Genomic DNA, 14,340 nt, shown 5'->3' with positions numbered 1-14,340 from the left:
GCCCCGCTTTCTCAGGGGCGCGTCGTCGGGTGCGCGTAACTGAGGGGCGCGTCGTCGGGTGCGGGTGAGTGGGGCTTCTCGCGCAGTTCCCCGCGCCCCTGAGAAAGCGGGGCTGCGCCCCTGCTTTCTCGCGGCCGGCCCCTACCGGACCGTCAGGTCAGCGACGAGGTGGCTCACCGAACAGCTCCACCGCCGTACGGACGTCCGCCAGCCCCTTCGCCAGCGCGCTCACCGACCCGATCGACCCCGCGATCAGCAACAGCGACCGCCGCAACCGCGGCACCTCCGGCATCCCGGTGACCGCCATCGCCGCGAGCGCCGCCAGCTCGTCCTCCGCTATGCCCCGGTCGGGGAACTCCGCTGGATGCGCGGCCAGTTCACGACGCAGCCGGGACACGGCCGAGCTCAGCTTCGCCACTCTCGGATCCTCGTCACCGCCGGTCACTGACCTCTGCCCCAAGCTCCGCAACACAGCCTCTCCCCCCTCGCCCACGCCCTCGTGCACGAGCCGTGGCCGCGCAACGGCGCACGGCCGCCCGCCCCGTGGCGTCGGTCGGGCGCCTGGGGTGGCGCGGGCCAGTAAACGCCAATCGGTGTGGCGAGCGCCACCACGGGGACGGAAATTCAGTCCCCGGGCACCACAAAGACGGCACACGGTCCGTGGGGCTTCACGGGACACCCCCGCCCGGTCGGGTATGCAGGGGGACATGACGCACCACCAGCCCCGCAACACTGCCCCTGACACGACCCGCCCGGCCCCCGAGGGCGAGGTCGTCGGGCTGCTGCTGGCCGCCGGCGGCGGGCGGCGCCTCGGCGGCCGCCCCAAGGCCCTGCTCCCCCATCGTGGCCGCCCGTTGGTCGAACACGCGGTCGGCGTGCTGCGGGCGGGCGGCTGCGCCCGGATCCATGTGGTCCTCGGCGCCGAGTCCGCGACCGTACGTGCCCGTGCCGAACTTCCCGGCTGCGTCCTGGTCGACAACCCGGACTGGGCCGAGGGCATGGGCTCCTCGCTGCGGGCCGGACTGGAGTCGCTGGCGGGGACGGGGGCAGACGCCGCCCTGGTGTCACTGGTGGACCAGCCGGGCATCGGACCGGAGGCGGTCGCTCGCGTCCTCGCCGCACACGCTTCGAGCGGATCGCTCGTGGCGGCCGCGTACGACGGCGTGCGCGGCCATCCCGTCCTCTTCGGCGCCGACCTCTGGCCCGGCGTCGCCGCCACCGCCACCGGCGACCGAGGGGCACGCGCCTATCTGAAGGAACGCGCCGACACGATCACACTCGTCGAGTGCGGGGACGTCGCGCGCCCCTACGACATCGACACCGAGGCCGACCTCGTCCACCTTGAGTGAACGCGGTGACACTCAGCGCCACCCTGCCTCGATCCGAAGAATCTCGACATCAACAAAACATTGAACTTCCACCATGAGGAAACTACTATCCACTGTTCAGAAGCGCCCTCCTCATCCAGGGGCGCCGACAGCCCGACCCGGGTCGACTGACACCCGGTGCCACGCCCGCTGAAGGAAGTGACAGCTCATGTCCGCACCAGCGCCGTCCCCGCTGGCCATCGTCGACGCCGAGCCCCTGCCCCGCCAGGACGAGGTCCTCACCCCCGCCGCCCTCGCCTTCATGGCCGAGCTGCACCGCCGGTTCACCCCCCGGCGTGACGAGCTGCTGGCCCGCCGCGCGGAGCGGCGCGCCGAGATCGCCCGCACCTCCACGCTCGACTTCCTCCCGGAGACCGCCGCGATCCGCGCCGACGACTCCTGGAAGGTGGCCCCCGCCCCGGCCGCCCTGGACGACCGTCGGGTCGAGATCACCGGCCCCACCGACCGCAAGATGACGATCAACGCACTGAACTCCGGGGCGAGGATCTGGCTCGCGGACTTCGAGGACGCCTCGGCGCCCACCTGGGAGAACGTGGTCCTCGGCCAGGTGAACATGGCCGACGCCTACCAGCGGAACATCGACTTCACCGACGAGCGCACCGGCAAGTCCTACGCGCTGCGCCCGAACGAGGAGCTGGCGACGGTCGTCATGCGTCCGCGCGGCTGGCACCTCGACGAGCGCCACCTGGTCGACGCCGACGGCACCCTCGTCCCCGGCGCGCTCGTCGACTTCGGCCTGTACTTCTTCCACAACGCCCAGCGGCTGCTGGACCTCGGCAAGGGCCCGTACTTCTACCTCCCCAAGACGGAGTCGCACCTGGAGGCCCGTCTCTGGAACGAGGTGTTCGTCTTCGCGCAGGACCACCTCGGCATCCCGCAGGGCACCGTTCGCGCCACCGTCCTCATCGAGACGATCACGGCCGCGTACGAGATGGAGGAGATCCTCTACGAACTCCGCGACCATGCCTCGGGGTTGAACGCGGGCCGCTGGGACTACCTCTTCTCCATCGTGAAGAACTTCCGTGACGGCGGCGCCAAGTTCGTCCTCCCGGACCGCAACGCGGTGACGATGACCGCCCCGTTCATGCGCGCGTACACCGAACTCCTCGTCCGCACCTGCCACAAGCGCGGCGCGCACGCGATCGGCGGCATGGCCGCGTTCATCCCGTCGCGGCGCGACGAAGAGGTCAACAAGGTCGCGTTCGAGAAGGTCAAGGCCGACAAGGACCGCGAGGCGAACGACGGCTTCGACGGCTCCTGGGTGGCACACCCCGACCTGGTCCCGATCGCCATGGCCTCCTTCGACGCCGTCCTCGGGGACAAGCCGAACCAGAAGGACCGCCTCCGCGAGGACGTCGACGTCAAGGCCGCCGACCTGATCGCCGTCGACTCCCTCGACGCCAGGCCGACGTACGCCGGACTCGTCAACGCCGTCCAGGTCGGCATCCGGTACATCGAGGCCTGGCTGCGCGGCCTCGGCGCCGTCGCCATCTTCAACCTGATGGAGGACGCGGCCACCGCCGAGATCTCCCGCTCCCAGATCTGGCAGTGGATCAACGCGGGCGTCGAGTTCGAGCGCGACGGACACACCGTGAAGGCCACGCCGGAGCTGGCCCGCGAGGTCGCCGCCGAGGAACTCGCCGACCTGCGGGCGGAGTTGGGCGAGGAGGCGTTCGCCGCCGGGCACTGGCAGCAGGCCCACGACCTCCTGCTGGAGGTCTCCCTCGACGAGGACTACGTCGACTTCCTGACCCTGCCGGCGTACGAGCAGCTGAAGGGCTGAGCTACGACCCGCCGATCCTGTCCGAGTGGCCCAGGGATTTTCCCGGGGCCACTCGGTCACGTACGGCCTGCTTGACGGCGGTGGGCTCGGGGAAGCCCTGATCACGGCGGTCCCACACGACCTCGTCGTTGACGCGGACCACGAAGACGCCGCCCGTGCCGGGCTTGAGGCACAGCTCCGTCAGTTCGGTCTCGAAGGTCGTCAGCAGCTCCTGGGCCAGCCACGCGGCCCGGGGCAGCCAGCGGCACTGGGTGCAGTACTCGATCTCGACCCGCTGTGTCCCGGTCATCCCAGATGCACCGACCAATCCTGTTCCGCCGCCGGTTTGCCGTGCAGGTCCGGGACCCGCTTCAGCCAGTCCGGCCGGCCTCGCTGTGTCCTCGCCGCGCGGAGGGCCTCCTCGGCGGCGAGTTCCTCCCGGGTGGGGAAGTCGGTGGGGAGCCAGTCGGCGGAGGCACGCACGCGCGCGTGGAGGTAGCGCACATAGGCGTCGCGGACCTCGTCGGCCGAGGTGAAGCCGTCCTCGACGGGCAGCCAGCCGTCCGGGACCTCCGCGAGGATCCGCCGCAGCAGCTCCTCGGTCACCTTCGGCGCGAGCTCGGTGTCGGCCGCGCGCACGTCGGGGGCGTAGTGGCCGAGGGCGTGGTGCCGGAAGTCGTAGGCCTTCGTGGGGTCCGAGGCGTCCCAGCGGTGGTGGAAGACAAGGGCCGCGCCGTGGTCGATCAGCCAGAGTCGCGGGGGCGCGATGCCGAGGGTGGGCCAGACCATGAGGTTCGAACTGTGCACGGTGCGGTCGACGTTGACCGTGAGGGCGTCGAGCCAGATGATCCGGCCGGCTTCGAGCGGGTCGACGCGGAAGTCCTTCGCGACCTCCGGGGTGAAGTCCGCGGCGCCCGGCAGATAGTCCATTCCGAGGTTGAGCCCGGCACTCGCGGCGTGCAGTTCCCGCACCTCCTGGTGCGGCTCGCTCTCGGCGATCGCCGGGTCGAAGTGCGCGAGGACCAGCTCCGGGAACCGCATCCCCAGCGCCCGCGCCAGCTCCCCGACGATCACCTCGGCGACCAGCGCCTTGCGTCCCTGCGCCGAGCCCGTGAACTTGACGACGTAGGTGCCCAGGTCGTCGGCCTCGACGACGCCGGGTACGGAGCCGCCGGCCCGCAGGGGGGCGACGTAGCGGGTCGCGGTGACCTCTCTCAGCATCGCCCAAGGCTCCACGGCTCAGGTGCTTCACATCCCACGGCTCGCTCCCCCTCGGTGCGGCCCCTGCTCCCGGCCTCCAGCATGAAGGGAACATAGTAACCAAGCGTCATCGCGCGGCCGGCTGACCCCGGTCACGGAATCACCGTGACCGGGGCTCGGGATCAGCTGCCGCGGCGGGTGCCGGCCGCCGCCAGGGCCATCAGAAGGGCTTCAGTTCCGGTAGCGGGACACGATCCGGCCGCGTGTCAGGTCGTACGGCGGGAGTTCCACCAGCACCCGGTCCTCCAACATGATCTTGATGTAGTTCTTGCGGATCTTCCCGCTGATGTGCGCGAGCACCTGGTGGCCGTTCTCCAGCCGGACGGTGAACATGGCGCTGCGCAGGCATTCGACGACCCTGCCCTCGACCTCGATGACGTTCTTGTTCCTCGTCATCGCACCAGCTCCAGGTTGCTGCTCGCCCGCCGGGCCCCGATGCCCTCGAACAGCGTCGAGGCCGCGTGGTTGGACTCCTGCACCTCGGTCCAGGCCTCGGTGAAACCGGTGCGGTGCAGTGTCCCCAGCGCGTGGGCGAGCAGTGCCCGCGCGATGCCACGGCGCTGTTCGCAGGCCCGGACCGCGAGCAGCCCGATGCGCGGCCGGATCGGGATCACCACCCGGATCAGCCCCAGGTAGCGGTCCGGCGTCGCGGCCACCGCGTACGCCGACGGGTCGACGACGGTGTCGCCCTCGGGGTGGGGAACCACCTCCGCGGGCATCGACTGCCACCCGACGGTCGCCTCGACCTCCTCACGGATCGCGCGGTCCACCGCCCGCAGCAGGCTCTCGTCCGCCTGGCCGGCGGGAACGATCGTCACGCCCGCAGGCGGCAGGACCTCGTCGAGCCCGGTGACGCGCGGGTCGGTCGGTACGACGTACTCCCACTCACGGCGCCGGCTCGTGAACCCGGCCCGCCGCCAACGGGCCGTCAGCTCCGCGTCGGCTTCGTCGACCACCGTGTACAGCGGCGCCGGCAGGTGCGCCGCCATCGCCCCGGCGAGCCGGTCGAAGGTGTCGTCGTGCCAGGCGTCGACGCTGACGAACAGGCGTCCGTCGGGTCGCTGTTGTGCGTAGCCGCGGCCGACCACCAGGTCGTCCTCCAGTGCGTGCCACTGCCTGTCCGCGACGCGCGTGATCATCACCGCGTGTTCGCCCAGGTCAGAGGTGTAAGGCTTCGTGTTCATCGGAGTCTCCAGGAGTGCCTCGATCTCAGGCGCTCCTGGCGACACCGGACGTCAGCCGCCGGACCGTGACGGGTTGAGGGAGCACCCACGGGTAACTGCGTTCACGGGGCTCACCTCCCTACGTCGACTTCACGGTCCGCCACGAACGTACCAACGGGGAACCGTCCCGCTCAAAGCATTTGTTCGGCTCGCGGCCGGGCGGCCGCCGGCCGGTCAGAGTCTGCGCACCACGCGGGTGGCGACCCTCGCGTACCCGATACCGATCGCCAGGGAGGCGAGGAGAGCGAGGACGGGGAGGTCGTCGCGGAGGAAGGGATAGACCTGGAAGTGGGTCAGATAGATGTAGAGGGAACTGCTCGCCAGGACGCCGGCGGCACGGTTGAGGGGGCCCAGGCTCGGCAGCGTCGGCACCCAGATCAGCAGGGTCAGGCCCGCGACGACCAGGAGCGTGCGCTGCGGCTGGTCCTCGAACAGGCCGGGCGTGGTGAGCAGGAGCACGGCGGTCAGCAGGAGCCGTTGCCGCGCGCTCGTCGCCCGCGCCGCCGCCCAGCCCAGCGCGAACAGCCAGAACACCACGGCCGGTCCGAGGTGGAAGCGGGCGGGCGCCACACCCAGCAGGTCGTAGCGGCCGACCAGGCCGATCGCGACCAGGGTGAGCGGGACCCCGAACGGGTGGCGCCGCTCCAGCCGGTCCAGCAGCGGCACGGCCAGCAGCGTGCCCAGCACGACCAGGAAGTAGACCAGTGCCTCCACGAACCAGTAGTGCCACTCGTGGCGCTCGGTGCCCTGGTCGAGGAGGCTGTTGAGCAGCAGGGCGTTGGCGGGGTCGTACAGGCCGGTCAGCAGGACCGCGCAGGAGATCCACACGATGCTCGGAAGGGCTATGCGGGCGACGCCGCGCCACAGGTGGCGCAGGCGGTCGCGGTGTGCGGCGGCGGTCAGGTGGAAGCGGGCGAAGTTGTAGCCCGCGACGCCGATCAGGATGTGGGCGCTGCCCTGGAGCGTGAAGACGGGGATGTGCGAGCCGACGACGAGCACGATGCCGACCGCCCGCAGCGCGATGCCGGTCTCCAGGGAGCGCCGGGCGCCTCGGGAGCGGGTCTCGCGCGCGGCCGGATAAGTCGGGCGGGTCCGTCCGGCCCGCGGCGGAGGGCCGGTGGGCGTGCCCTCCGCTCCGTCCGCCCGCGCCTGCGTCTCCTTCGGCCGCTCCCGCGACTGCGGTGCCAGGGACGTGAGTTCGCGGATCGGCCTCGCGGGCCAGTCCGTGGGAAGTGTGCCCAGGGCCTCCTCCAGCCGCAGGGACATCTCCACGTAGCAGAGCGAGTCGCCGCCCAGACCGACGAAGCTGCTGTCGTCGGTGACGTCGTCGCGGTCGAGTATCTCGGCGTAGAGGCTCCGCAGTAGCGCTCCCGTTTCTGCCCCGCCCGGGGCGGCGGCCGGGTCCGCGCCTGCCGGGTCCGCCGCCGTGGGCCGCGGACGCGTGAGTCGCCGTACGGCCTCGTAGTCGGACTTTCCGCTGGCCAGGCGGGGCAGTTCCGCGACGAGGCGTACTCGGACGGCCCGCGGGGGTATCCCGCACTCGTGTGCCACCAAGCGGCGCACGTGTGTCTCGTCGGAGCGGCCTCCGGCGCCGTCCGTCAGCGCCGCCACCGCCAGCGCGTCGCCGTCGCCCGCGCAGGACGCGGTGATCCCGTGCCGTTCCAGCAGGGCCTCCACGCGCTGGGGGTCGATGCGCAGGCCGCAGATCTTCGCGAACCGGCTGCGGCGCCCGACTATCTCGTACAGCCCGTCGGGCGCGCGCCGCGCCAGGTCGCCCGTGTACAACTCCTGCACCGTACGTCCGAGGGCGAGGTCGGCCGGGCTCTGTGCGTAGCCGAGCATGACGTTCGGGCCGGAGTAGACGAGTTCGCCGACGCCGGCCGCGTCGGGGCTCGGGTCGGTGCCCGGCTCGGCCGGGTCGACGGGTGCCAGACGGAAGGAGCCGCCGGGTATCGCCACGCCCACGGCTTCCGGGCGGGCCGCGGCGAGGTGCGGCGGCAGGTAGGCCATCCGGGCCGTCGCCTCGGTCTGCCCGTACATCACGAAGAGTTCCCAGCCCGCGCGACGCCCTTGCTCGGCGTAGCGGGCGACCCGTTCGGGCGCCAGCCGCCCGCCCGCCTGGGTGACGCGGCGCAGGTGCGGCAGCTCCATGTCGGTGAACCCGACGCGGTCGAGAAGGTCGAAGGTGTACGGCACTCCCGCCAGCGAGGTGCCGCGGGCGGCTCGGAACTCCTCCCAGAACCCGGCGTCCGCCACCGACCGGTCGGTGAGGATCAGCCCGGCCCCGCGCAACAGGTGGCTGTGGATGACGGAGAGGCCGTAGCAGTAGTGCGGCGGCAGGGTCGTGGCCGCGCGGTCGGTGTCGGTGATGCCGAGGTACACGGCGATGGACGAGGCGTTCGACTGCACGTTGTCGTGCGAGAGCCGCACGAGCTTCGGCGAGCCGGTCGATCCGGATGTGCTCAGCAGCAGCGCGAGGTCCGGGTGGAGGGTGTGGGCGGTGCCGTGCCTGCGCTCGTCCAGGGACCAGTGGCCGCGCTCGTCCTGACGGGCCACCACGTCCGGGTCGTACGCCTCGGTCAGCGCGCCGATCGTGCCGTCGCCGTCACCGGGGACGAGCAGGACCGGGTGACCGGCGGACAGGGCGGCGAGATGGACGACGAGGGCGTCGACGCGGTTGGCGCCGGCCAGCAGGACCAGCCGGCGGACGGGGCCGAGGCGTTTCGCCGTGGCGGTGACCCGTTGGGCCAGCTCTCGGTAGCTGAGTTCTCCCGAAGGGGTGATGAGGGCGACGCGGTCGCCGTGGGCGGCGAGTTGACGCGCGAAGGTCACTCCGTGCGGTCCGGCGGGGGGCCGGGGGGCCGGTGCCGACAGGGGGACCGACGTCGGGAAGGGGTTCGGAGCCGAGGTCCGGGAGGGAGCGCGAAGAGGCTCGGGCGGTGAGATCACGGGCGCGCAACCTTTCTGCGGCAGCGTCCGCAAATAGCACAGATCCCTTGACGGTTAGGCAAGCTTTACCTTATTCATAGCATGTTCACAGTTGGCTTGAAAGCATCACTTCGCCGCCCGCCGACCGACCCCGCGCCCTGCGGTCGCCGGCGGCCCCCGCAGGAAGGCACACCACCATGCGACGCCCTCTGGCTCGCCGGATCACCGCGCTCGTCGCGGCCGGCCTGCTGCTCCCCGCCCTCGCCGCCTGCGGCTCCGACGACGACACGAGCACGGCCGGGGAGGGGAGCGACTCCACCCTCGTCATCTACTCCGGACGTAACGAGAAGCTGGTCAAGCCGCTCCTCGACAAGCTGGAGAAGGCGGTGGGCACCAAGGTCGAGGTGCGCTACGGCGACAGCGCGGAACTCGCCGCACAGATCCTGGAGGAGGGCGGACGCACCAAGGCGGGGCTGTTCTTCTCCCAGGACGCCGGCGCCCTCGGTGCTCTCTCCAAGGAAGGGATGCTGAAGAAGCTCCCGCAGTCCTCCCTCGACGAGGTGGACGAGTCCTACCGCGGCGGCGACGGCGACTGGGTGGGTCTGTCCGGACGCGTCCGGGTGATCGCCTACAACCCGGACGACCTCACCGAGGATCAGGTTCCGGACAGCGTCCACGACGTGGTGAAGCCCGAGTGGAAGGGCAGGGTCGGCTTCGCGCCCACCAACGCCTCCTTCCAGGCCTTCGTCACCGGCATGCGCGTCCTGGAGGGCGACGACGCCACCCGCGAGTGGCTGACGGACCTGAAGGCCAACGGCGCGAAGACCTACGCCCACAACCTCGCCACCCTCGACGCGATCGAGGCCGGTGAGGTCTCCCTCGGCCTGGTCAACCACTACTACTGGTACGAGCGGGTCGCCGAGAAGGGCGAGGACAAGGTCAACGCCAAGCTCCACTTCCTGCCCGGCAAGGACCCCGGCGCCCTGATCAACGTGGCGGGCGCGGGCATCCTGAAGGACAGCGGGCAGACCGGGGCCGCGCAGAAGGCCGTCGACTACCTGCTCTCCAAGGACGCGCAGACCTACTTCGCCGACACGACGAAGGAGTACCCGCTGGCCGCGGGCGTCACCAGCACCGTCGAGGGGCTGCCGCCGTTCGAGTCCCTGCAGTCCCCCGACATCGACCTCGGCAAGCTGGACTCCCTCCAGGAGACCCTGGCGATGCTCCAGGACGTCGGGCTCGTCTGACGGTCGTGAACTCCACCGCATCCACAGCGCCCCCGGCCGGTGCGGAGGCTCCGGCCGGGCGCCGACGCCTCCGTGCCGGCCGCGGAGCCCCCTCCGGCTCCGGGCGCCGGCCCCCGCTCGTCCTGCTCGTCCCCGCCTGCGTCGCCGCGCTGTTCGCGCTGCTGCCGCTCGGCTACCTCGCCGTGCGCGCGCTCGAACGCGGGCCCGCCTTCGCCTGGGACGTCGTCGCCGACGAACGGACGCTCGCCCTCCTCGGCCGCAGCCTCGGCCTCACCGTCGTCGTCGTGGTGGCCTGCCTGGTGCTCGGGGTCTCCCTGGCCTGGCTGACCGTGCGCACCGCGCTGCCCGGCGCCCGCGCCTGGTCGGTGCTGGCCACGCTGCCGCTCGCCGTGCCCAGTTACGTGGCCGCCTTCGCCTGGCTGGCCGCCGAGCCCGGCCTCGCCGGCTTCGGCGGCGCCGCGCTCGCCCTGACCCTCGTCAGCTTCCCGTACGTCCTCCTGCCGGTCGCCGCCGCGCTGCGCGGCACGGACCCGGCGCTGGAGGAGGCCGCCCGCTCCCTCGGACACAGCCCTCTGCGCACGTTCCTGCGTGTCACCCTGCCCCAGCTGCGCCCCTCGGCGGCGGGCGGGGCCCTGCTCGTCGCGCTCTACGTCCTCTCCGACTTCGGCGCGGTCTCCCTCATGCGCTACGACACGTTCACCCGCGCCATCCACACCTCCTACCGCGCCTCCTTCGACCGCACCCCGGCCGCCGCGCTGAGCGTCGTGCTGGTGGTGATGACGGTGGCTCTGGTCGCCGCCGAGGCCCGTACGCGCGGACGTGCCGGACACGCGCGGACCGGCACCGGCACCGCCCGCCCGGCGGTTCCGCTCCCCCTCGGCCGGTGGCGGCCGGTCGCCCTGCTGTGGTGCGCCGCCGTGGTCGCCGTGGCGGTCGTCTTCCCGCTCGCCGCCCTCGGCTACTGGCTGACCGCCGGCACCTCCGCCACCTGGGACCTGCCCCTGCTCGCGGACACCGCGGGGGCCACGCTCGGGGTCGCCGCCGCGGGCGCCGCCCTCACCACGGTCCTCGCCCTGCCGGTCGGGGTGATCGCGGCCCGTCACAAAGGGCGCGGGGCACGGCTGTTGGAGCAGTCGGCCTACGCGGGCCACGCGCTCCCCGGCATCACGGTCGCCCTGGCCCTGGTCTTCTTCGCGGTCCGCTACGCCTACCCCCTCTACCAGCGACTGCCGCTGCTGGTCGGCGCGTACGCCGTCCTCTTCCTGCCCGTCGCGGTCGCCGCGACCCGCGCCGCGGTCCTCCAGGCGCCGCCCGTCCTGGAGGACGTGGCGCGCTCGCTCGGCCGGCGCCCCTGGCAGGTACTGCGTGAGATCACCGTGCCGCTGGCCGCCCCCGGAGTCGCGGCCGGAGCGGCCCTCACCTTCGTGGTCTGCATGAAGGAGCTGCCGGCCACCCTCCTGCTGCGCCCGACGGGCATGGACACCCTGGCCACCCGGCTGTGGACCGAGACGGGCGCCGGTTCGTTCGCGGCGGCGGCCCCTTACGCGGCCGCGCTGATCCTGCTGGCGGCCGTTCCCTCCTACCTCCTTGGCAGGCATCGCCCATGAACGCTCTCCGGATCGAGGGCCTGACGAAGTCCTACGGCCCCGACGCGCCCGTCCTGCGCGGCCTCGACCTCACCGTGCCGTCCGGTTCCCTGGTCGCGGTCCTCGGCCCCTCCGGCTGCGGCAAGACCACCATGCTCCGTGTCGTCGCGGGCTTCCTGCGCGCGGACGCGGGCACCGTACGGCTCGGCGACCGGGTGATCGGCGGTCCCGGGGCGCACCTTCCGCCCGAGCGCCGCCGGATCGGCATCGTGCCGCAGGAGGGCGCGCTGTTCCCGCACCTCGATGTGGCCCGCAACGTGGCCTTCGGCCTCAGGGGCGCCGACCGGGCCGAACGCCGGGACCGCACGGAGGAGATGCTGGACCTGGTCGGCCTCGCCGGGTACGGCGACCGCATGCCCCATGAGCTCTCCGGCGGCCAGCAACAACGCGTCTCGCTGGCCCGGGCCCTGGCCCCACGCCCTCAACTCGTCCTCCTGGACGAGCCGTTCAACGCCCTGGACAGTGCCCTGCGGGCGGGGGTGCGGGCGGATGTCCGGGCGGCGCTGCGGGCGACGGGCGCGACGGCGGTCCTGGTCACCCACGACCAGCAGGAGGCCCTGTCCACGGCGGACCTGGTCGCGGTCGTCCACGCGGGCCGGGTCGTCCAGTGCGCCACGCCCCAGGACCTCTACCGCCGGCCCGCGAACCCCTGGGTGGCGGGGTTCGTCGGGGAGGCGGTGCTGCTCCCCGGCACCACCGGCGGCGACGGGACGGCCGACACGGCACTGGGACGCGTCCCCCTCGCCGGCCCGCCCTCAGGCATCCGGGAGGGCACGGTCCTCCTGCGCCCCGAGCAACTCCGGCTCACGGCCCCGGACACCGAGGGCACCGTCCGGGGAACGGTGACCGACATCCGCTACCACGGCCACGACGCCATGGTCACCGTCACCGTCCCGCACCACGGCTCGCCCATCGACGTCCGCGTCCCGGGCCAGCCACCGGTGGAGCCCGGCGAGGAGACGGGGGTACGGGTGGAGGGCGAGGCGACACTGCACGCGAACGTCACGCCGTGACGGCCACCCGCCAGGAGGTGCCGGGGGGCCGCCGGACGTGCGCGGGCGTCCGCGGGCTTCGCGCGGCGCACCGGCCGCCGTGGCTCAGGCGGATGCCCGGCCCCTGCCACCGGGCGGCCGGGAGAACGGGTTGGGCAGGGGGAGGTAGCGCGCGGCCGCGCCGTCCGCTCCCGTCCATCTGAGCAGCAGGTTGGTCTTGCCCGGCAGCGTGGGTGAGCCGAGCAGGTCGGTGACTTCCGGTACGTCGCCGTGGCGCTCCAGCTCTCGTCGTACGGCGGGCCAGGGGTCGATCGTCGGGTGGTGTTCGGTCAGGGCCGCCGCGATCTCCAGGATGTTGTTGACGAAGAGGCAGTAGACCAGCCGCTCCCAGCCGGCCGCGCGCGTGACGTCCGGGAGGAGCTTCACACCCTCGGCGTCGCGGTAGACCACCTGGACGGGGGTGCCCGCGGCGTCGCAGGCGATGACGGTGTTCTGCAGGTGGGCCTCCAGCACGACGCCGTGACCGTGGAACGCGGCGAGGGCCGGGGGGACGACCGCCCGCAGATACGCCTCCCACCAGGCCTCGGGGTCGGTGGCGTGGGTGAGCGGGCTGCGCGGGAAGTCCTCGGCGCTCTCGGTGAGCGCGGCGGCGAGGAAGGGTGTCGTGCCGGGGGACACACGGCCGCCCAGGCCGTCCCGCACCAACACCGCCAGTTCCTCGAACGCGAAGGCGGCGGTGCGGTAGCCGCGATCGCTCAGCCAGGCGCCCGGTGACCCCGCGAAGGCCTCCTCGACCGCCCGGTCGGTGCGGCGCAGCTTGAGCAGGTCGTGCCGCCACAGCCGACGGATGTCGTTGGTGATCCGCACGTCGAGGCTGAACTTCAGGAAGAGGTCGGAGCCGGGACCGCTGACGGCCTCGGGTACCGCCTCGGGTACGTACACCGTCCGGATCGCCGCCGTCGGCCACGTCCCGCCCCGCGTCCGGCCCAGCCGCACGAGGCGGCCGTCCGCGAACGCCTCGGCCAACTCGTCGGCCACCAGGTCGAGTTGCCAGGGATGGGCCGGAAGGAGCCGGTAGCCGGGCGGGGCCGAGCCCAGCATGTCGAGGGCAGTGGTGTCGCCCTCCTCGGCCACCGCGTCCTCACGGACCCCGAGCAGGACCAACGGGAACCGGACGTACGCCTCCGGCGCGTACGGCAGCCAGGCGGCGACCGGGCCGCCACCGCGGGCCTTCGGGGCCGGGTGGTACGGATGGCCGGTGATCAGGGACTGCTCGGAGCGCCGGTACGGATCCTCGGGCACCGACGCGTGGGCGCGCTCGGCGAGGAGCGCGGCCACGGCCTCGCGGCTGTCCAGCATCTCGGCGGGCAGTTCGGAGTCGGCCAGGCCGGTGAGGGCGCGGAGTTCCTCGGCGACGAGTTTGACGAGGTCGGTGTGGTTGAGCGCGTGCCAGACGCCCTCCGTGCGCACCTCGGGGTGGGTGGGCCGGCGGCGGCCGCGCACGCGCAGCAGGCGGCCACTGCCCCTCAGGCGGTGCACCACGGTCGCGTCCGACGTCTCGGCCGGCTCCTCCGTCGGCTCACCCGTCGGCTCACCCTCCGGTCCTCCCGTCGGCTCTCCCGCCTCCCGCAGAAGACAGTTGAGCAGCGGTGCGGCGGCGTGCGCGTCGGCGGCGGCGCCGATGCTGTCGCGGGGCGGATTGGCGTCCACGGGGTCCATTCGTTCCTTACGGTGCACTCGTGATCAGTATGTCTGCCCTTCCCGCTTCGTCGTGAAGCAGCCATGAGACGTCCGTCGGCGAGGCCGTGATGCGTCGCGGAGGAGGCGGACGGGCAGTGGTCGTACGCCGACGTTCGAACCGACATCGCTGCCGCAATCCGTACCCGCCCGACAC

Annotated in this window: 12 protein-coding genes; 5 read left to right on the top strand and 7 right to left on the bottom strand. The window is 72.5% G+C overall.

Features of this window, described 5'->3' with window-relative positions; translation table 11 throughout:
- Window positions 1-157 precede the first annotated feature (157 nt).
- Complete coding sequence (locus tag P1P70_RS28075) at window positions 158-472, bottom strand: DUF5955 family protein (protein WP_319242527.1); 315 nt, start codon at window positions 470-472, stop codon at window positions 158-160.
- Between the two features lie 235 nt (window positions 473-707).
- Here P1P70_RS28075 and P1P70_RS28070 point away from each other — a divergent pair, with 235 nt between their 5' ends.
- Together P1P70_RS28070 and aceB are read left to right on the top strand one after the other, a co-directional pair.
- Window positions 708-1,349, top strand: a complete 642-nt coding sequence (locus P1P70_RS28070) for a nucleotidyltransferase family protein (RefSeq protein ID WP_319242526.1) — start codon at window positions 708-710, stop codon at window positions 1,347-1,349.
- A gap of 187 nt (window positions 1,350-1,536) precedes the next feature.
- Complete coding sequence (gene aceB / locus P1P70_RS28065) at window positions 1,537-3,171, top strand: malate synthase A (protein WP_319242524.1); 1,635 nt, start codon at window positions 1,537-1,539, stop codon at window positions 3,169-3,171.
- 1 nt (window position 3,172) lies between these two features.
- Here the strand turns inward: aceB and P1P70_RS28060 are convergent, their stop codons facing one another.
- The 5 genes from P1P70_RS28060 to P1P70_RS28040 form a co-directional block, all read right to left on the bottom strand.
- Entirely contained in the window at window positions 3,173-3,460 is a 288-nt protein-coding gene (locus P1P70_RS28060; RefSeq protein WP_319242522.1) for a SelT/SelW/SelH family protein, read from the bottom strand.
- Complete coding sequence (locus P1P70_RS28055) at window positions 3,457-4,371, bottom strand: HipA family kinase (protein WP_319242520.1); 915 nt, start codon at window positions 4,369-4,371, stop codon at window positions 3,457-3,459. Before P1P70_RS28055 ends, P1P70_RS28060 begins: the two co-directional genes overlap by 4 nt.
- Before the next feature lie 210 nt (window positions 4,372-4,581).
- Window positions 4,582-4,806, bottom strand: a complete 225-nt coding sequence (gene infA / locus P1P70_RS28050; protein WP_319242518.1) for a translation initiation factor IF-1 — start codon at window positions 4,804-4,806, stop codon at window positions 4,582-4,584.
- Window positions 4,803-5,594: a GNAT family N-acetyltransferase gene (locus P1P70_RS28045; protein ID WP_319242517.1), complete on the bottom strand. Its 792-nt coding sequence runs from the start codon at window positions 5,592-5,594 to the stop codon at window positions 4,803-4,805. Before P1P70_RS28045 ends, infA begins: the two co-directional genes overlap by 4 nt.
- 213 nt (window positions 5,595-5,807) lie before the next feature.
- A complete protein-coding gene (locus P1P70_RS28040; protein ID WP_319242516.1) occupies window positions 5,808-8,465 on the bottom strand; it encodes an AMP-binding protein in 2,658 nt (885 codons plus the stop codon).
- A 293-nt stretch (window positions 8,466-8,758) separates the two neighbouring features.
- On the opposite strand from P1P70_RS28040, the gene P1P70_RS28035 reads away from it, so the two are divergent.
- The 3 genes from P1P70_RS28035 to P1P70_RS28025 are packed head-to-tail and all read left to right on the top strand — an operon-like array spanning window position 8,759 to window position 12,467.
- Complete coding sequence (locus P1P70_RS28035) at window positions 8,759-9,808, top strand: iron ABC transporter substrate-binding protein (protein ID WP_319242515.1); 1,050 nt, start codon at window positions 8,759-8,761, stop codon at window positions 9,806-9,808.
- A 5-nt stretch (window positions 9,809-9,813) separates the two neighbouring features.
- Complete coding sequence (locus P1P70_RS28030) at window positions 9,814-11,415, top strand: ABC transporter permease (protein ID WP_413471559.1); 1,602 nt, start codon at window positions 9,814-9,816, stop codon at window positions 11,413-11,415.
- Complete coding sequence (locus P1P70_RS28025) at window positions 11,412-12,467, top strand: ABC transporter ATP-binding protein (protein WP_319242513.1); 1,056 nt, start codon at window positions 11,412-11,414, stop codon at window positions 12,465-12,467. The genes P1P70_RS28030 and P1P70_RS28025 overlap by 4 nt, the downstream gene beginning before the upstream one ends.
- Window positions 12,468-12,551: 84 nt before the next feature.
- On the opposite strand, the gene P1P70_RS28020 is transcribed toward P1P70_RS28025, so the two are convergent.
- Window positions 12,552-14,165 carry an IucA/IucC family protein gene (locus tag P1P70_RS28020; protein ID WP_319242511.1) on the bottom strand — a complete coding sequence of 538 codons (1,614 nt, stop codon included), beginning with the start codon at window positions 14,163-14,165 and terminating at the stop codon, window positions 12,552-12,554.
- Window positions 14,166-14,340: the final 175 nt, after the last annotated feature.

It is taken from the genome of Streptomyces sp. MB09-02B (assembly GCF_033794485.1).
Lineage (GTDB): Bacteria > Actinomycetota > Actinomycetes > Streptomycetales > Streptomycetaceae > Streptomyces.
Note: the sequence above shows the minus strand (reverse complement) of the source record. Positions and strands in the feature narration are given on the sequence as shown.

Coding starts and splice junctions, on each gene's coding strand:
- P1P70_RS28035 (WP_319242515.1), top strand. CDS start 8,759: ATGCGACGCCCTCTGGCTCGCCGGATCACCGCGCTCGTCGCGGCCGGC.
- P1P70_RS28055 (WP_319242520.1), bottom strand. CDS start 4,371: ATGCTGAGAGAGGTCACCGCGACCCGCTACGTCGCCCCCCTGCGGGCC.
- P1P70_RS28070 (WP_319242526.1), top strand. CDS start 708: ATGACGCACCACCAGCCCCGCAACACTGCCCCTGACACGACCCGCCCG.
- P1P70_RS28060 (WP_319242522.1), bottom strand. CDS start 3,460: ATGACCGGGACACAGCGGGTCGAGATCGAGTACTGCACCCAGTGCCGC.
- infA (WP_319242518.1), bottom strand. CDS start 4,806: ATGACGAGGAACAAGAACGTCATCGAGGTCGAGGGCAGGGTCGTCGAA.
- aceB (WP_319242524.1), top strand. CDS start 1,537: ATGTCCGCACCAGCGCCGTCCCCGCTGGCCATCGTCGACGCCGAGCCC.
- P1P70_RS28025 (WP_319242513.1), top strand. CDS start 11,412: ATGAACGCTCTCCGGATCGAGGGCCTGACGAAGTCCTACGGCCCCGAC.
- P1P70_RS28020 (WP_319242511.1), bottom strand. CDS start 14,165: ATGGACCCCGTGGACGCCAATCCGCCCCGCGACAGCATCGGCGCCGCC.
- P1P70_RS28045 (WP_319242517.1), bottom strand. CDS start 5,594: ATGAACACGAAGCCTTACACCTCTGACCTGGGCGAACACGCGGTGATG.